The sequence below is a fragment of the Paraglaciecola aquimarina genome, from assembly GCF_032464635.1.
GTDB lineage: Bacteria > Pseudomonadota > Gammaproteobacteria > Enterobacterales > Alteromonadaceae > Paraglaciecola > Paraglaciecola aquimarina.
Genome location: NZ_JAWDIO010000002.1, coordinates 2,407,207 through 2,426,981, shown reverse-complemented (window position 1 = coordinate 2,426,981; position 19,775 = coordinate 2,407,207). Strand labels below are relative to the sequence as shown.

The following is a 19,775-nucleotide window of genomic DNA, read 5'->3' as shown; positions in this document are numbered from 1 at the left end:
AACAGCCTACAACCCCCTTGCATGGCTGCTAGCATATTTGAGGTAATATGGCTTGAGGGATAATACTTTGCAAAAAACTTAAGTTTTACAGTAGTTTTGCAAAAACTCATCATGGCTTGGCAACTGACTAAGAGGCTCCATTTTAATTTGCCGTACTTGATTTAACATATCTTGTAGTTGCTGCTCAGACAGATTATTGGCGATAGGATGATAATCTTGTGGGAAAATGCCTTGCCCTTGCATAACCTGTAACCAAGAACTTTCTAGAAAAAGATCATTCTGCTCACGGAATAATTTGCCACTCTCGCGAAACAAGTTAATTTTATGTTGCAGGGTGGCCGGTATGTCCATATCCCGCATATCTCGCCAAAAGTGACTATCGGTACGTTCATTCACATGGTAGTGCAAGATTAAGAAATCCCTTATTTGTTCGAACTCTAACGCCGACTGTTTGTTATATTCAGCCTCAGAAGAGGCAGAAAACCCATCATGAGGGAACAATTGGGTAAGCCTAACGATTGCAGATTGAATAAGATGGATACTGGTAGACTCTAATGGCTCTAAGAAGCCGCTAGATAAGCCTACGGCGACCACATTTTTATTCCATTGCTTGCGCCTGCGGCCGGTTTTAAAGCGAATAAAATTAGGCTCGGCCAATGGCTTTGTATCAAGGTTTGATCGCAACAAGTCTTCTGCTTCGGTCTCTGAATAATGAGCACTGCTATACACTAAACCATTTCCGTTGCGGTGTTGCAAAGGAATACGCCACTGCCATCCTGCACTATGCGCAATTGAACGAGTGTAAGGTAACGTTTTCTCAAAACGTTCTGTAGGCATTGCCACGGCTCGATCACAAGGTAACCAATGCCTCCAATCTTCGTACCCCGTAGCCAGCTCTTGTTGGATCAGCAATCCACGAAATCCCGAACAATCAATAAACAAATCCCCAGCTATCTCTTGTCCTGATTGTAAACGTAGCTTTTCAATGTAGCCGTTTTGCTCATTTCGACTAACCCTATCAATCATGCCTTCGGTACGTTTAACCCCGAGGCTTTCACTCACTTTTCGTAAAAAGCTAGCGTACAAGGTCGCGTCAAAATGATAGGCATAGGGCAATTCAAGGATCGGATTCTGACTGTTGAATTGGGCAAATTTACCCTGCATAGCGGCAAGATAGTTTAAGTCATACTGCCAAATATTGGTGTCTATGCCTTGCTTATTGGCACGAGTACAATAATGATGAAACTGGCAAAAGGCCATGTTTTTGCCTATAGTGCACCAAATGAATGAAAATACTGTTCGTTGGGCACCCGCCAATTTTCAAACATAATGCCAAGCTTGATTGTGGCTTTGGTTTCTCTTATAAATTCAGCTTCGTTTAAACCTAGTACTTTATTCAACAAGCGAATCGGCGGAATAGTGGCTTCTCCCACGCCTACTGTGCCTATTGCTTCTGACTCAACCAACTCTATCTGAATACTTTTGCCTAGTATCTTTTTCAATAATGCGGCCGACATCCAGCCAGCAGTGCCGCCACCTACTACCACTACTTTGCTTATTTTCTTTTGCATAGGATTTAACCCCTTCCCGGTTAGGTGTTAAACAAAAAACCCCAACAGCAAGCTAATTGGGGTTTTATATTAATAGCCTTTTTATAACAACGTTATTTATAAAAGGCCATCTTTAAAGGCTGTCTTTAAACGCTACCCTAAAAAGTATAATTTAAACCAAGTAAGAAGTTACGACCATAACTCTGATACTGAGTAATTTGACGAGCATCAGCACCGTTTGATTGCACAGTGGGCTCGTCGGTTAAGTTTTGTCCCTGCAACGTGATTCTTAACCCTTCAAGGCCTTCTATTCCAGATGCGCCAAAATCATAACCAATCTGTGCATCCCACAACTCACCGCCAGCATCAGTCGCATTAACTAAAGATAAGCTTATGCCTCGAGTTTCAGACAGAAATTCATCACGCTTGGTACCCGACACCCTGACTTCAAAACCGTTTGATTCGTAATATGCAGTCAAACTGTATGCTTCATCTGACAAACCAGGAATTTCTGAGTCGTCATCAAACTTGCCGTCTAAGAAGGTCGCACTGGCCACCACACCAAAACCGTCCAACGAGCTGTGAAGTAATGATAAAGGCACTGAACCTTGTAATTCCCAACCTCGCACAAAACCTTGTAATCCGTCTTGTCTGTAAGAAACTGGACCTAAGAACGTTTGTGGAGGCAATGGTCCATCAAGTTCACCATCGTTGTCTATGTCATGCTCACCCGATGAATCATGGTAATCAGGGATATAGAATGATGAAAAGTCAGTCACTATGTTGCCGCTTTCATGCCAGTTCTTAAGATCTTTATAGAAAAAGCTTACTGCAAAAAAACCATCGTCGGCAAAGTAGTTCTCATAAGACAAATCAAATTGGTTGGCTTCGATAGGTTTTAGATTCGGATTACCTGCACTTCCTGAAAACGGCCCTTGTCCCGTAGTTGGGTTAAGAATATTGGTATCGTTAAACGAGAAGCTTACTTGGTTATTAGGCCGCATGTCATCCATTCTTGGACGAGTTAACACTTTAGCCAAAGCCATTCTCAAATATTGCGCTTCGCTAAACTCTAAACTTAAGTTAACTGTGGGTAACACGTCTGTGTATGAATCGCCGCCAGAAGTTGGGGTAAAATTGACGTATAAATCAGTACCGATTACGCTGTCGAATCCTGTTGATGTTTGCTCTGAATCAACCACCTGCAAACCAATATTACCTGTTAGGTACATATCATTAAATTCAGTATCAATATCCAGTTTAGCGTATACCGTTAATAATTCTTCTTCCACGGTATAGGTATCACCTTGGCGCGAGGTTTCTAATAATCCAGCATCTGTGGCTGTATAATAGCCAGAATTAAACAAACCTAAACTGTCATAGGCAAGTACGCCTTCTATGCCAATAAAGCTTAAATCAGCCACTCCTACCACGTCTGGAATAGGCCCATCCGAAGGCCAAGTAGGTGCGGTTAAAAAGGCACCATTATTGACTTTGCTTTTTGATCTATCTGAATAAACCACGCCAAGTTCGATATCAGTGAAAATACCCCACTCAAGCAAACCGTTCACTTGGAATCGTAGGCTGTCTAGTTCTTCTTCAAATATCGGCTGATTAACAAAACCGTCTTGTGCAGAACTCGGTCCAAAGCCTGTACCTGTATCTTGAAATTCTGCTACTGGTGCTAACGCTCCGCCCCAGTCTTGAGGGCCAGCTAGGCGAATTAAATCGGCATCGGTATAATCAACTGGCGCAATAGTAGGATGATCTGAAAAAGCACACCGGTAGAGGTTTGTTGCCAAGAGCGCGCAGCAATAGGACGACCATCAACACCTGCACGGCCAACGCCCGAGTAACTTTCAATATCGGTAATGGTTTTATCTACTTTACCTGTGGAATAGTCTAACTCGACAGTCCAGTTGTCATTGATGTTGTATGCAAAGTTAACTCCTATGGTCGTTAACTCAGCATCTTGGCTACGGGCATCGTTTCGAATGACCGAATAAAAACCATCGTAATAACCTGATGTAACTAGTCCGTCTTCAACACCGGTAATGTTGTAAGCACCAGTTCCCCATTCGGCACCGCCTTCTTCTAAGCCTCGTCTTACATCATTCTCTTCAAAATCGATGTACAAGGCATCCACTTGGATCATTAAATCTTTTGAAGGCTGATATTGCACCACAGCCGCCACCGATTGGCGTTCTAACATAGCCGAGCGAACAAATGAATCATGCCCCCCGTTACCACATCTCCAGCAGTTGATGAGACTGAATCAGTAGCACGTCTGTCACTATCTTGATTAACAGTGGCATATCCCCAAGATCTGAATTGCTCTTCTTGGCGTGGTGTTTCCATTGACGCTACCACTAGTGCAACACCCAAAGTATCATTGGCAAATGAATCAACATAGTTCAAAGACAATCTATGACCAGTATTATCAAAATCAGGATTAGCTGAGTCTTTACCGTTTAGCTCATAATTACCATTGATACTAATAGTCCGGTCTTTACCTAGGGGCTTAATTGTTTGTAAATCAACAGTACCACCAATACCTTGCGTGATCATGCCTGCTTCTGGGGTTTTATTCACCACGATATTCGAGATGATTTCAGTAGGATAAAGGTCGTACTCTACGCCCCTGTTATCGCCCATGCCCAGCAATTCTCTGCCGTTTAACGAGGTGCCTACATAGTTTTCATTAAATCCCCGAATGGATAAACCACTTGTGCGGCCGTTGCGTCGCTCACCAGCTAAACCAGGTAAACGCGCTAGAGATTCTGCCACACTGGTATCAGGTAACTTACCAATATCTTCAGCTGATAGTACTTCTACAATTGACGTATTATCTTGTTTTATAGCCTGAGCTCGCATCAAGCTGCCGCGAATACCTGTGACTTGAATCACTTCTGTGCTATCAGCAGCAACTGCCGATTCTTGAGCCAAAGCTGGATTCACGCTAAATCCAACTCCACTCGCAACCAAAGCGGCTTTAACTAAGTTCAGTTTAAAATTTGTCATCTATGTGTCCCGTTATTGTTATGGGTCGTTTCCCGTTATGTTATTCAAACATAAATAGTGAGTCTAAAAGCAGCACAAATGTTAACCCTTAGTTAATGAATGCAACATCTGTTGCATACGTATGCAAGCTTTGAATACGTATGCATTCGCAACCGATAACCTAGAAAACATAAGCTCAATCAAGGAGAAACTCAGTCACAATACGCGATCAAGAAAAGAGTCAGTATCCTGAATCCTAGATAAGCCGAGCTTAGGTTAAATTGCGACATAAAAATATACCGTGCAGCCTCTTGTTTATTTTGTTTTTTAGCTGATAATCGGCACTGCCATAAGGCCAAGTAATCTGAAGGTATATCTTCAAACTTAAAGGAAAAATAATGCGTAAAAACAACAAACAGAAAGTGCCAAACAACGCCGCTGAAACTGAGTTAGGTCGAGGAGCCATTAGAGATAACTTCTTAGCCGCGCTGGTGACCTCAAAAGTATATAAAATGCAAATTGTTAAAGCGAAAAAAGGTAAAGGCTCTTATCAGCGTAAGGCGAAAAATATAAGACAAGAGTCTTATTTAATAGCCGCTTAATTCAGCAACTATTAAATAGGACTTTTTAAACATGCAGCGAGCCCAGTGACATTGAATAGGCTCAACGCTTGCCTCTGTACACTACTCGTTCAATTTGAAGAGTGCATACTGCTCAACTGGTCATGGATTGAATGGTGAATAAACGACAACTTTGTACGTACCTTATCGGTTAACACGAACGGATAAGCGTCATTCATTCCCATGCTTCGATTTAAAGAGTTGAGAATTATAGAGAAATCCATCCAAGAATCTAAGATACTATCAATTGACGTTTGCCCCGAAAAAAAGATTGAGCCTTGAGGTAAGGTTAAGTCTCTCATTTCTTCGCTTTCTAACACATTGCCAGAAGTCGACCCGCTTATAGAAAAATTTTTCGCCGTCTCTAGCGTATCTATTATATGCATGTAATGGGCCCAAGTTTCTGCCCAATCTTCATAGGGATGCATAGTGGCATATTCACTAATAAATGCCTCGCGCCACTCTTGGTTTGCTTTTGATGAGCTATTTTTGTAATGCTTGTCTAGCGCTTCTTTATAATCCAGTTCGTCATCACCAAAGTAGGTTTTGCACAAGGCATGTTTTTCGTCTGAATTGATTATTAGCTTATCAAAATAATAGTGTCCCAACTCATGACGAAAATGGCCAAGCAACGTTCGGTAATGCTCACCCATTGCAAGCTTTGTATGAGAGCGAGCGATATCGTCTGCTTCCGCTAGGTTTATCGTTATATGGCCACCATTATGACCAGTAAAGACAGGCTCTTGATCTTTCAACTTGCTAACGAAATGGTCACTTACATCCCTATCGGTAGTAAAATCAAAACTCAATCCACCTTCAGGATCCTGAATAGTATTATTCAATGGTAACGACAAAGATTTAAGCGTATACAATGCACGCCGTTTAGCGACTTCCATTTTCTCCCACAAGGGAATATGCTCAACTATGCTTAGATCAGGAACTGTTTCATTAAATCGACAAGCAAAACACAACATTTCATCCCGTCCTTCGACAGGTTCGAAAGTATTCAGGTTAACCATTCCGTTACATACCTGATAATCAGCATGGTTATCACACTTTTGAAAACGAATGGCAGGCTGCTGCGCTTTGAAATACTCACCACTTTGCTCATCGAATTCGTAGGGTTCAACTTTATCAAATTCATCATCTAAGCCGACCACTCGATTACAAGCGCCACAATGACTATTCTCAAAAAACAGAATTTGCTGATCCTTACAATTGCACTTAAACGTTTTCACTAACCACCCCCACATAAAAGCAAGTCTAAAAAATGTACACTCAGTGAAAATTTAATAGCATTGGAATACCTATAGTCGCGGAGCATACTTACTTTGCTTAAGCCCTACAAGCCAGCATTTCACTTATTCACTGTAAAAAGAGCCAAGTCGATAATTCGTAAAGATTTTAAATTTATAGTCATGCACCAGACATGGCATTCAACAAAAAAACCTCAAGCTGTCACTTGAAGATTACTGTAACCGTTATTTACTGAGAGAAGCTCACGGTTACGGTTTTGGTGCCAGCAACAGGCGTTGCTTGCTGCCACTGCCCCTCTATCAGCAAAGCGATAATTTTGTTGTTCTGTATTATCTGAACGACTTTATCTCGCTTCCATGGTGGCACTTGCCACAACTTAAACCATTGTTTCAACGGTTTGCTATGGGCCGAATTAGCTGGGGTAAAACGCTTGCTATAGTTCCCTAAGCTTATGCTAATATCGCCATCGTCAAGGCTTAAGCTTACACTATCGTTGAGCGTCTCAGCTCCTTTGGCAAAATGCAGAACGCCGATGTTATCAGGAAGAGCCAAACTTTCTTGCCCTGTCCACTGCAGGACAACAGGTTGTATTTCACTTTGTATCGGCAGTACATAAAGTTGTTGGTTAAATCGCCTAAACTGCCACCCTTGCCACTGTAGAATCGGCTTAGCATCTTCTGCGGCTTCCAGTACATCAGGTTGTAAACGCTCAAGCACGGCCAAAGAAGGGCTTTGAATGCCTTGCAGGGATAACCAATAACGCACCACTTGCTGTAACCAATTGGCAGACAGCTTAAGTAGCCCTTGTACCATCAAACTATTATCTGCCGTTTGTAATGCACCTAACTTATCCGCGCAAACTTCATCTAACAATGTTTGTTGTTGGGCACATAAATGAGCACTACGACTCACTGATTTTGCTAACTCTGGCCAACGGCTCTGCAGCACAGGCAATACATCATGGCGCAAAAAATTGCGTTCGAACTCAGTGTTTTTATTGGACTCATCTTCACACCAGTTGAGCTGATGTTGCTGGGCATATTCGACAATATCTTGCTGAGCAATTGCCAGCAGTGGCCTAAAAAAAGCTACAGATTTACTGTCGCCATGCTGCACTGTCCAAGCTTCAGCCATTGCAGACAACCCCTTAGGACCTGCTCCTCGTTTAAGTTGCAGCAGAAAGGTTTCAAGTTGATCATCTTGATGTTGAGCTAACAATACTTGAGCATTGGCAGGGGCTAACTCGGTGATTTTTTTATATCGCTGTTCTCTGGCGACTGCCTCTAGGCTAGTTCGCGCAGTTTGTGGCACGTCGACTTTTGCGGTTTGAAATTGCACTGCCAATGTGTCGCACACTTGTTTGCAATGCTGTTGCCACTGGTCGGCTGCAGCACTCAAACCATGATGGATATGAATAGCATGCAACGTGAACCCAAATTGCGGACGCAATCGACTTAAAGCGTGCAGTAAAACGTGGGAATCGATCCCTCCACTATAGGCTACGACCATATCGCGAGTAGGAATAAGAGACGAATGTTGAATATGTAGTCTTAGTGTATTGAGTATTTTCATAGCTTTAGTTAACAAAAAGCCACCTGTTCAGCTAACAGATGGCTTATTTATTAGGATTAACGAATACCGTGCTTTCTAACAGTACCCAAAAGACATCAGTCTTTCATATCGCTGATCTAATAATTCTTCTTTAGATAATGATCTTAATTGAGCCAATTGCTGTTTTATCGCCGCTTTCAAATTAGCCGCCATGCTGTCGTGATCTCTGTGTGCTCCACCCAAAGGCTCTTCAACAATATTATTGATCAAACCTAGCTCTTTACTTTTGGGAGCGCTTACACCCATGGCTTCGGCAGCTAACGATGCTTTTTCAGCACTTTTCCATAAAATCGACGCACAGCCTTCTGGCGAAATAACCGAATATGTACTGTATTGCAGCATATTAACGCGATCGCCGACACCAATCGCTAAAGCACCGCCAGAACCACCTTCTCCAATAACAGTACAGATGATTGGCACGTTGAGACCAGCCATCACTTTTAAGTTTTTGGCGATGGCTTCACTTTGTCCACGCTCTTCAGCTCCCACACCGGGATATGCGTCTAGGGTGTCAATAAAGGTGATAATCGGTAAATTGAAACGCTCAGCCATTTCCATCAAGCGTAACGCTTTGCGGTATCCTTCTGGCTTAGGCATACCAAAATTACGTTTAATTTTTTCTTTGGTATCACGACCTTTTTGATGACCAATAATCATCACTGGTTCGCCATCAATTTTAGCTAAGGCCGCCGACAATAGCTTTGTCATCCGCATAGGCGCGATCACCAGCCAACTCATCAAAATCAGTACACATACGTGCGATATAATCATAAGTATAAGGACGCATTGGGTGACGGGCTAATTGAGAGATTTGCCATGCACCTAAGTCAGCAAATATTTTACGGCTGAGTTCAGCACTTTTTTCTCGAAGTTTTGTGATTTCTTCTTCAATACTAACGTCAAATTCACCGCCTTGATTGACCAACCTTAACTCTTCAATCTTCGCTTCTAAATCTGCGATAGGTTTTTCGAATTCTAAGAAATTTACGCTCATTTCACACCCAATATTATTTGTTTACGCTTACACTTGGCCTATTTGAACCTTAGTGAAACTCTAATTTAACTTGTGGTTTGCCTAACAACTGCTGCAACTCGTATATTAACTCATCTTCTGGCGTAACATACCACTGCGCGCCTAAGGTCAAATCCACTTTCGCGTCCGGATGTACATAGTGTACCTGAACCGGACAACTTCCGCCTTTAAAAGGCTGTAAAATATCTTGTAGTCTATCGATAGTTGACGGATTGCACCAGCTTGAATCAAGATGAATTTGTAACCATTTCGCGTTTTTCTCGCGGGCTTGTACAATATCCATCGCATCGCGGGCCGACATTGTATTGCCACCAGAGAAATCATCAAAGCTGACCTGTCCAGTTACCAATAGAATTTTATCTTCTTTTAACAAGTCTTCGAATTGCTCGAGCATGTCAGGGAAAAATCTAACGTCAATTCTAGCACTCTTATCATCTAAGGTGACAAGGGCCCAGCGCCGACCACGTTTATTTACAATGATGCGTACGCCTATTACCAACCCAATAGCAAAAGCGCTTTGATCGCGGTTAGTGGGTTTTAAATCGACTAACCGACAAGGCGCATATTGCTTGATCTCTGTCAGATACTGATTGATAGGATGACCGGTTAAATACAAACCTAAAGTTGTTTTCTCGCCGTCTAACCACACTTTTTCTGGCCAAGGATTAACATTGGCAAAAGCCTGTTCTACTTGTTCTGGCTCGGTGTTCAATAAACCAAACATATCTGATTGACCACTTGACTCGGCTTTAGCATGTTGGCCCGCTGCGGCAATAGCATCAGGTAACGACGCCATGATTGCCGCTCGATGAGGGCCTAAATTATCTAAGGCTCCCGCCAGAACTAACTTTTCTAACACCCGCTTATTAATCTTTTTGATATCGACTTTGGCACAAAAATCAAATAAGTCAGTGAATTGACCTTTCTCTTCCCGAGCTTGAATAATTGCTTCAATGGGACCTTCACCTACACCTTTTATCGCGCCAATGCCGTAAACAATTCGTTCTTGCTCATCTACTGTAAACTTGTGGCTACCAGCGTTCACGTCTGGTGGTAAAATAGTCAAATTCATACGACTACATTCGTCCACCAATGTCACAATTTTGTCAGTATTATCCATATCTGCCGACATCACTGCTGCCATGAATTCTGCTGGGTAATGGGTTTTAAGCCACAAGGTTTGATATGAAACCAACGCATAAGCGGCCGAGTGCGATTTGTTGAAACCATAGCCGGCAAATTTTTCAACCAAATCAAAGATTTTCATGGCCAAATCAGGCTCAATGCCATTTTCTTTCGCACCGGCTTCAAACGAACCTCGCTGCTTTTCCATCTCTTCTGGCTTTTTCTTACCCATAGCACGGCGTAGCATGTCTGCACCGCCTAAGCTATAACCCGACATGACTATGGGCTATTTGCATAACTTGTTCTTGATACAAAATAATGCCGTAGGTAGGTTCCAGAATCGTTTTTAAGCACTCATGCTGATACTCGGCATCAGGATAAGATATTTCTTCTCGGCCATGTTTACGATCGATGAAGTTATCTACCATACCTGACTGCAGAGGTCCTGGCCGAAACAATGCAACGAGTGCGATAATGTCTTCGAATGTATCGGGTTTGAGACGACTGATCAGTTCTTTCATACCGCGAGATTCTAATTGGAATACTGCAGTAGTTTCTGAATTTTGTAATATTTTGAAGCACTTAGGATCGGTTAATGAGATAGCGGCAATATTGATATCTTTGCCTTTACCCTTTTTGATCATATCAATGGCCCATTGAATGATCGTTAACGTACGCAGCCCCAAGAAGTCAAATTTCACTAACCCGGCTGTTTCAACATCGTTCTTGTCAAACTGGGTAACAGGGTTTTTACCTTCGTCATCGCAATACAAAGGAGCAAAATCGGTGATCACAGTAGGAGCAATGACCACCCCACCCGCGTGTTTTCCTGCATTACGAGTGACTCCTTCCAATATGCGGCACATATCGATTAAATCTTTTACGTCTTCATCTTGATTGTATAACTCAGGCAATCGAGGCTCTTCAACAAACGCCTTTTCTAGGGTCATACCGGGTGTAGGCGGGATCAACTTAGAGATACCATCAACAAAACCGTACGGATGACCTAACACTCGTCCTACATCTCGCACCACAGCTTTCGCTGCCATAGTACCAAAAGTAATAATTTGCGATACAGCATCACGACCATACATTTCTGCCACATGATCTATGACTTCGTCACGTCTATCCATGCAAAAATCGACGTCAAAGTCAGGCATAGAAACCCGCTCTGGATTCAAAAAACGTTCGAAAAGTAAGTCGTATTCTAGGGGATCTAGATCGGTAATGTCCAAAGCATAGGCTACCAATGAACCTGCACCAGAACCACGCCCTGGTCCCACGGGGATGTTATTGTCTTTACTCCACTGAATAAATTCCATTACGATCAAGAAATAACCGGGGAATCCCATTTCATTGATAACACCCAATTCAATCTCTAAGCGTTCATCATATTCTGCGCGTTTTTCTTTGCGCACAGCTTCGTCAGGAAATAAAAATGCCAGTCTGCGCTCTAAACCTTCCCTTGAAACTTTAACTAAAAAGTCTTTTATATCCATACCTTCGGTAGGAAAATCAGGTAGGAAATACTTGCCCAGTTGAACAGTTACATTACATCTTTTCGCTATCTCTAGGGTATTTTGAATGGCTTCGGGTATGTCTTCAAACAAGGCAACCATTTCTTCGCTACTGCGTAAAAACTGTTGTTCGCTGTATTCTTTTGGTCTTCGAGGGTCAATTAACGTAAAACCATCATGTATCGCCACGCGAATTTCATGGGCATCAAAACCCTGTTGATCAATAAAACAGACTTCATTGGTTGCGACAACGGCTAAATCATATTCATTAGCCCAATCTACGGCCCGATGCAAATAGTCTTCTTCGCCTAAACGCCCAGTACGGGTTAACTCCAAATAAAATCGGTCACCAAAGGTGCCTTGATAAAACGCTGTGATGCTCTGGGCAACTTCAACATTCCCCTTGGTTAGCGTCTGGCCTAAATCCCCCGCTTTACCGCCAGACAAAACAATCACCCCCTCGTTATGCTCGACTAACCATTCTCGGTCGATCACAGCCTTATCTTGAATAGCCCCTCGTAAATACGCTTTGGATATCAACAACGTGATATTTTTGTAGCCTTGATTATTCATGGCTAACAATGTCAAACGAAAAACATTACCTTCTACGTCTTTACTTTGTACCCAAAAGTCTGCACCAATTAAGGGTTTAATACCATTGGCATGGGCTTGACTATAAAACTTAACCAAGCCACACATATTCATTTGGTCGGTTAGCCCTACAGCTGGCATGTTCAATGCTTTAACTTTATTGACGATGGGTTTAATTTTATTTAACCCATCAAGCATGGAAAAGTCACTGTGCACTCGCAGGTGCACAAAATTAGCTAGCGGTGCTAGAGGTTCGGTCATTTATAAATCTGCCAATTGCCCATTACGCAAAGCTAGGGCTCGCTGTACGGGTTTAAAACTCATTCGATATTCAGCTAACGGGCCAAGTTCGGCTAGCTTAGCTAAATGGGATTTGGTGGGATAACCTTTATGTTGAGCGAATCCATACTCGGGATATTGTGTATCTAATGCCTTCATTTCAGCATCTCTGGTCACTTTGGCAATAATAGAGGCGGCTGATATTTGCGCTATCAAACCATCACCTTTTACAATTGCTTCACTAGAATACGACCAATTAGGACAACGATTACCGTCAACCTGCACGTGTTGGGGTTGTATTGAAAGCCCTTCAACAGCACGGGTCATAGCCAACATAGTGGCATGCAAAATATTAAGTTGGTCAATTTCTGCCGGGCTCGCTCTACCGACTGACCAAGGCTAAAGCATGTTGTTTGATTTTGAGAGCTAAGGCATCACGTTTTTTCGGAAAGCTTTTTGAATCAGTTAAGCCAGCAATTACCACAGCTGGATCTAAAATAACGGCTGCGGTAACAACATCACCAACCAACGGCCCACGCCCGACTTCATCAACACCAGCAATAATCATTGCCATCAATGTGAACCAATTAAATTAGCCACAGCTCTTGCAGCTTGCACATCGGCATCTTGACGTAATGACTGATGTAAACCTTCAAACTTACTAATTAACCCTTGCTGTTGCTCACTATTTCTATCAACCAACATAGGCAACAATAATTCTGCAATACCTTGAGGATTAACATCTTCTTGCAGTAGTTCTGGAATTAGTTTTTCATCTGCGAGCACATTCGGCAATGCAAAATATTTGGCTTTATATAACCACTTCATCATTTGATAGGTTAAACCGCTTAGTTTATAGGCCGCCACCATATTTTTCTTACATAACATGGCTTCAAGCGTGGCAGTACCAGAGGCTAATAAAACCGCGTCAGACGCAATCATGACCTCGCGCGCATGGCCAAGCACTACGCGATAATCCAGCTCGGGTAAATGCTTATGGAAATACTCATCAACTTGCTGCTTGCGCTGTCGATTGACCACAGGAATGAGGACTTTTAAGTGAGGGATTTCTTTCTTTAGCAATAAACAAGATTGAATGAAAATATCCAATAGACTATCGACTTCACGTTTTCGACTGCTAAGGTAACAGTGCTAATACCAAATCTTCTTCACGGATTTGCAATGCTTGTCTAGCCGCAGCAAAATCAGGCTTTATAGGAATTTCATCAGCCATGGTATGTCCGACAAATTCACAAGGTAATTGATAATTGTCATACACTTTCTTTTCAAACGGAAAAATACTCAACACTAAGTTCGTGGCCTTCGCTATTTTGAATATTCTTTTTTCGCGCCAAGCCCACACGGTAGGACTGACGTATTGAACTGTTTTGATCCCTTGCCTTTTTAATTTAAGCTCGAGGGTTAAATTAAAGTCAGGTGCATCAACACCTATAAATACATCAGGGGGGTTATCTAAAAAGTGTTGAGTTAGGGTTTTGCGGACAAACATAAGACGACGAATTCGCGATAGAACTTCAACCAGCCCCATCACCGAAAGCTCTTCCATATCAAATAAGGACTGACACCCTTGATTTTGCATCTTCGGGCCAGCAATCCCCTCAAAAGTAGCATGAGGAAAATGCCCTTTAAGTTGCTTAATTAATCCAGCGGCTAAAATATCACCCGATGCTTCTCCGGCAACGATGCCGATCCTAACTGCTCTGTCGCTCATGATTTAGCGTACAATCCCTCGAGATGTGTTGGCAACAAAGTCTGCCAGTATTTTAATTTCATCGCTAGTTTTTGCCATTTCCAATAATTGAGTCACGGCTTCTTCAGCTCGATTGCCATTTCTATATAGTACTTTATATGCACGCTTTATTTGTAAAATCCTATCCGAAGTAAATCCTCTGCGCTTTAATCCTTCAGAATTAATTCCACGAGGCCTGCTGTCATTCCCTAACATAACGTATGGTGGTACGTCAGCTAAAATGATAGCGCCGCCGCCAACAAAACAATGGTCTCCAAGATGACAAAACTGATGGATAGCCGATAAGCCCCCCATAATCACCCAGTCACCAATAGTCACATGGCCAGCCAATGTAGCGTTAGTCGCTAAGATAGAGTTATTACCTATTACGCAATCGTGAGCAACGTGCACATAAGTCATAATCAAATTATTAGAGCCAATGCGAGTCACACCTTTGTCTTGCGCAGTGCCACGGTGAACAGTGGCCCCTTCACGAATGACATTATTGTCACCAATGATTAATTCTGTAGGTTCACCTGCATACTTTTTATCTTGGCAGTCTTCACCTATAGAGCAGAACTGATAAATATGATTGCCTTGACCAATAGTAGTCTTACCTTTGATCACCACATGTGGTTCGATAACAGTATTGTCACCAATAGTCACATCAGCATCAATTACGCTGTATGGCCCGATAGATACATTGTCGCCGATTATTGCAGTTGGGTGAATAATTGCTGTGGAATGGATCACCTTTTAAATCTTCCTCATCGCACACATAAACTCAGCTTCACAGGCATCTTTTCCGTCTACGCTAGCTATGCCATGAAACTTCCAAATACCGCGACGTTCTTTAATTAGTTTTACACTCATATCTAATCGATCGCCGGGAACTACTGGTAACTTAAACCGCGCTTTATCAATACCCGCATACAGATATAAATCATCAGAATTACCTGCTGTTTTAAACCCTAAAACACCTGCAACTTGTGCTAGCGCTTCTAAAATCAACACACTAGGAAAAATAGGTTTACTAAGGAAAATGCCCAGTAAAGCAAGGTTCATTAAAGGTTATATTCTTGTAGGCGACAATCGATTCATTAATGGTGTAATCGGTCACTCTATCCACTAATAAAAATGGGTATCTATGGGGCAAAAGCGCCATTATTTCTTCTATTTCGAGAGGTTGTAAACTATTAGCCAAAGGGGTAACTCCTAAACAATCAAGTATGTAGGGCTAGCTACTAATCTTGATACTTTTCCAATGCTTTAACACGCTGATTAAGGCTTGTGATATTTCTCATCGCGACCATATTTTTGCGCCATTGCTTATTCGGTTCAGCTGGCATACCAGAAGAGTAGACGCTCTGGTTCAGTGATATTTTTAGTCATCATACTTCATACCCGTCATAATAACACCATCGCAAATAGAAATATGGCCATTAATACCAACCAGCCCAGCAATACTGCAATTTTTGCCAATAACCGTACTACCTGCAATCACAGAACAGGCTGCCATTGCTGTATTTTCACCTATTTCGACGTTATGAGCAATCTGACACTGATTATCAATAATCACGCCATCGGCTAAGATCGTATTATCCAGCGCGCCGCGATCAATAGTGGTACTTGCGCCAATTTCAACGCGATCGCCAATAATAACACTGCCCAATTGAGGAATTTTTATCCAACAACCTTTATCATTAGCGTAGCCAAATCCATCACTGCCTATTACTGTATTAGATTGACTAGGCAATTTGTGCCCATAACAACGTTATGATAAATCGAAACATTGGCCCATAACTTGGTATTAGCCCCTATTTTAGTACCGTTACCGATAAAGCAACCTGCACCAATTTGTACATTGTCGCCAAGAACAACATTATCTTCTATAACCGCAAAGGCACCAATTCTTACCTCTGCCCCTATCTTCACGCCACTACCAATAACGGCTTTAGCTGAAATGTCATGAGCTGCAGCGGGCGTTGTATCTAAAATTTGCGCTGCTTTAGCAAATCCAACGTAAGGATTTTTCATCACTAAGGCTGTGCGCGAACAATGAGACAACTCGTCTGGATGCAATATGATGGCTTGCGCCTTAGAGTCCACAAGATGGTGACGATATTTACTGTTTGACAAAAATGAAAGCTGACCAACGCCAGCTTTTGCTAAAGTAGATATTCCAGTAATAAGGGTATCGTGGCTGTCGCCGTCGGCCAAATGTAATTCAGCTTCAATTGCATGGGCAAGATCCGCTAGACTTATTGAATGACTCAAAATAACTCCTAAAAGTAATTTGACCTTTATGCATAAAGATCAAATATACTAATTTAATAAAACTTATTTAATTTTATTAACCTGATCAATTACTTGCTTAGATATATCATTTTCAGGGTTGATAAAGGCGACTGCGTTAGCATTCAAAATAACGTCATATTTACCTTTTGCAGCAACAGCGTCAATTCCTTGTTTGATTAGACCAAGAAGCTTATTTTGCTCTTCTTGAGCTCGAGCTTGAATTTCTTGCTGAAGTGGCTGAGCTTTAGCCGTGTAATCATTTCTCAAAGAGATAATTTTTTCTTGTAGTTCTTTTTTCTCTTTTTCACTCATCGTTGCCGCATCACGTTGATTTTTTTCAAGGTAATACTTGATGTCTTTTTCTAAACGGCTTACTTCTTCAGTTTTATCTTTAAACTCAGCTTCAATTGTTTGTTGAATAGTTGCAGCTTGTGGTAAAGATTGAAAAATTCCTTGTACATTAACTGCACCAATTTTTTGTTCAGCTTGAACAGTTGCGCTAAGCAAAGCACTTGTCATAACAGCGCCGGCAATTAAGCTTTTTTGTAAATATTTTCAAAGGAAACTCCTATTTCTTCTTGTAATGGGCTGGTTATCCAACCGAATAATTAAAATGTTTGGCCAATGTTAAAGGTAAAGAATTTTGTATCATCACCTTTACGTTCTTGAATCACTTTAGAGAAACTAAACACCATAGGTCCCATTGGTGACAGCCATTGTACAGAAATACCACCAGATGCTCTATAAAGTGTTGGATCACTATAATCAATTAAGTCGTCATCACTAAATTGCTGAATAACATTAAGATCTCGGTAACGGTTATAATCAAATTCTGTGTCCCAAACGTTACCTACATCAATAAACATACTGGTGCGAACAGAGTTATCGAAATCCACTTCTACGAAAGGCGTTGGAACAATTAATTCTATTCCACCAAGAAGCATGGCATTACCACCCAACGAACGGCTAGAAATTGAAATACTATCGTTGTCAGTACTGCCTAAAATCGGCACGCCATTTGGATCTGTTGCTACCGTTGAAGGAGTAACTAAAATACCTCGTGGACCAACAGTATTGTTTTCAAACCCTCGTAACGTATCGGCACCACCAGCGGTAAAGTGTTGGGTAAATGGCAGCACTTGATCCAGTCCACCTACGTCACCATAACCGTTCCCATAACCCATTTTCAAACGAGCTAAGAAAGACCAACGTTGATTCCGTGATAATGGAAAGTACCATTTTCCATCAAGTTCTGTTTTAAAGTAATTGACGTCTGAATTAGGTGTAGTGATTCCAAATGAGGCACGTTGCGATGAACCAGCTGTAGGGAAAACACCACGGTTTAATGTCGAGCGAGACCATGCCACAGATGCTAAGAAACTATCATAATTAATAGCCGCATCGGGGTTTTCTTCATCTATAAACTGATCATTGAAACGAATGGTCTGTACATAAGGTTGGTTTTGAAACAACTCAACATTCGAATAGGTTAAACCAAAATTAATCCTATTATATTGGTCAATTGGGTATCCAATATTAGCGCCAATTGAATATTGTGTACTGTTGTACTGGATCAGGTTAGCGGAGCTACCATCAAATTCACTATACGAAACGCTGCCACCTAAACTAATGCCATCAATGGTGAAATATGGATCGGTATATGAAAGTTGCACTTGTTTTTGATAAGAAACGGTACTGACATTAAATGCCACGCGTTTACCGGTGCCTAAAAAGTTATCTTGTTGGATACCAGCTTGCAGGCTTAATTTGGTTCTATCACCATAGCCAATACCAGCATTAAACGATCCTGAAGCTTGTTCTTTTACCGTAAAGTTAACATCTACTTTATCTTCTTCACCGGGTAAGCGAACCGTTTCAAAATCCACTTTTTCCATATAGGTTAACCGTGACAAACTGTTTTTAGACACTTCTAAGGTATCATTGGATAACCAAGACCCTTCCATCTGATTGACTGATTGTCTTAAAACGTCATCAGAAGTGCTAACATTACCTTCAAAATTAATCCGACGTACATATATACGTTTGCCAGGATCTACCGACAACACTAGTTTAACCGTTTTATCTTCGTCATTGATATCTGGAATAGTGGTGACCGTTGGGTAAGCGTATCCGTAACGGCCTAAATACTTACTGATATATTCTTCGGTATAAGTAACCGTTGCCTGATTATACATTTGCCCTTTTCTAAGGGGTAAAACTAATTTTAAATACTCTTCAAAGCCTAACAAATCACCAATTAGCTCGACATCAGAAATCTTATATTTCTCGCCTTCGTTGACATTCAACGTAATGTAAATACCTTCTTTGTCAGGTGTCATTGACACTTGAGTGGAATCAATATTAAAACGTAAATATCCCGAATCTTTGTAGTAACTGGTGATGGTTTCCATATCCCCAGTTAGTGTTTGTTTCTGATAGCGAGTTTCTGATAAAAGTCCCACCACGGCGTGTCGAATTGCAATTCAACTTGTTCTAACAGTTCTTCATCGGTATAAATGGAGTTGCCTACAATATTGATCTGTTGAATACTGGCGGCATCACCTTCTTCAAATAATAACTTTAGATCAACACGGTTTCTGGGTAACGGAGTGACAATTGCCGTTACGTCAGCATTATATTTACCAATACTATAAAAGAAGTCTTTTAAGCCATTTTCAACCTGCGTCAGCATGGTCTTATCTAACGGTTCACCGACAACAATATTGTTACCATCTAAACTTTCTTGTAATTGCTCGTCTTTAATGTCGTCATTATCTTCAAATTCAATACTACTAATAGTCGGACGTTCTTGCACACGCACAAGCAGAGTATTGCCATCTCTAAGTATTTGAATGCTTTCAAAGTGCGTAGATGAATACATAGATCGAATAAGTTGTGCAACTCGAAAACTATTCATTTCGTCGCCAACGTTGACCGGTAAATAGGTCAATGCTGCCCCCAGAGCAACCCTTTGCAAACCTTCTACTTTGATGTCTTTAACAACAAACTCACTATTTGACGCTGCTTTTGCAGAGCTAGCAATGGATAACAATAATCCGGCAACAACTAACTGTTTAAACTTCATTGATTAGTATTCTTCCTAAACGCATCATTAAGTGCGTACATGGCCAAGTTGACCGACAA

Annotated in this window: 5 protein-coding genes and 9 pseudogenes; 1 reads left to right on the top strand and 13 read right to left on the bottom strand. The window is 41.5% G+C overall.

All coding sequences use genetic code 11. The features are described 5' to 3' along the window. Positions 1-78: 78 nt before the first annotated feature. Positions 79-1,571, bottom strand: a pseudogene (locus RS130_RS12135) (tryptophan halogenase family protein). A 137-nt stretch (positions 1,572-1,708) separates the two neighbouring features. Then, positions 1,709-4,571, bottom strand: a pseudogene (locus tag RS130_RS12130) (TonB-dependent receptor). 377 nt (positions 4,572-4,948) lie between these two features. On the opposite strand from RS130_RS12130, the gene RS130_RS12125 reads away from it, so the two are divergent. Next, positions 4,949-5,152, top strand: coding sequence for an alternative ribosome-rescue factor A (locus tag RS130_RS12125; protein WP_316026162.1), 204 nt, complete (start codon positions 4,949-4,951; stop codon positions 5,150-5,152). A gap of 89 nt (positions 5,153-5,241) precedes the next feature. Here the strand turns inward: RS130_RS12125 and RS130_RS12120 are convergent, their stop codons facing one another. From RS130_RS12120 to bamA, 11 genes and pseudogenes are all read right to left on the bottom strand, one after another. Further along, complete coding sequence (locus RS130_RS12120) at positions 5,242-6,408, bottom strand: zinc-binding metallopeptidase family protein (RefSeq protein WP_316026161.1); 1,167 nt, start codon at positions 6,406-6,408, stop codon at positions 5,242-5,244. A 247-nt stretch (positions 6,409-6,655) separates the two neighbouring features. After that, entirely contained in the window at positions 6,656-8,014 is a 1,359-nt protein-coding gene (gene tilS / locus RS130_RS12115) for a tRNA lysidine(34) synthetase TilS (RefSeq protein ID WP_316026160.1), read from the bottom strand. A gap of 60 nt (positions 8,015-8,074) precedes the next feature. Beyond that, positions 8,075-9,032, bottom strand: a pseudogene (gene accA / locus RS130_RS12110) (acetyl-CoA carboxylase carboxyl transferase subunit alpha). Positions 9,033-9,081: 49 nt separating this feature from the next. Beyond that, a pseudogene (gene dnaE / locus RS130_RS12105) lies at positions 9,082-12,502 on the bottom strand (DNA polymerase III subunit alpha). Between the two features lie 63 nt (positions 12,503-12,565). Next, positions 12,566-13,157 (bottom strand): annotated as a pseudogene (gene rnhB, locus RS130_RS12100) (ribonuclease HII). Beyond that, positions 13,157-14,315 (bottom strand): annotated as a pseudogene (lpxB, locus tag RS130_RS12095) (lipid-A-disaccharide synthase). Before lpxB ends, rnhB begins: the two co-directional pseudogenes overlap by 1 nt. Positions 14,316-14,318: 3 nt before the next feature. Beyond that, positions 14,319-15,086 (bottom strand): acyl-ACP--UDP-N-acetylglucosamine O-acyltransferase, encoded by a 768-nt coding sequence (lpxA, locus tag RS130_RS12090; protein WP_316026159.1) that lies wholly within the window; start codon positions 15,084-15,086, stop codon positions 14,319-14,321. A 3-nt stretch (positions 15,087-15,089) separates the two neighbouring features. Further along, positions 15,090-15,498: pseudogene (gene fabZ / locus RS130_RS12085) on the bottom strand (3-hydroxyacyl-ACP dehydratase FabZ). Between the two features lie 79 nt (positions 15,499-15,577). Next, positions 15,578-16,610 (bottom strand): annotated as a pseudogene (gene lpxD, locus RS130_RS12080) (UDP-3-O-(3-hydroxymyristoyl)glucosamine N-acyltransferase). 63 nt (positions 16,611-16,673) lie between these two features. Beyond that, a complete protein-coding gene (locus RS130_RS12075) occupies positions 16,674-17,150 on the bottom strand; it encodes an OmpH/Skp family outer membrane protein (RefSeq protein ID WP_316026158.1) in 477 nt (158 codons plus the stop codon). An 89-nt stretch (positions 17,151-17,239) separates the two neighbouring features. After that, positions 17,240-19,716 (bottom strand): annotated as a pseudogene (gene bamA, locus RS130_RS12070) (outer membrane protein assembly factor BamA). Positions 19,717-19,775 lie beyond the last annotated feature (59 nt).

What these genes read in the sequence shown, in the direction of transcription:
- RS130_RS12125 (WP_316026162.1), top strand. Translation starts at nt 4,949, where the DNA reads ATGCGTAAAAACAACAAACAGAAAGTGCCAAACAACGCCGCTGAAACT.
- RS130_RS12075 (WP_316026158.1), bottom strand. Translation starts at nt 17,150, where the DNA reads ATGACAAGTGCTTTGCTTAGCGCAACTGTTCAAGCTGAACAAAAAATT.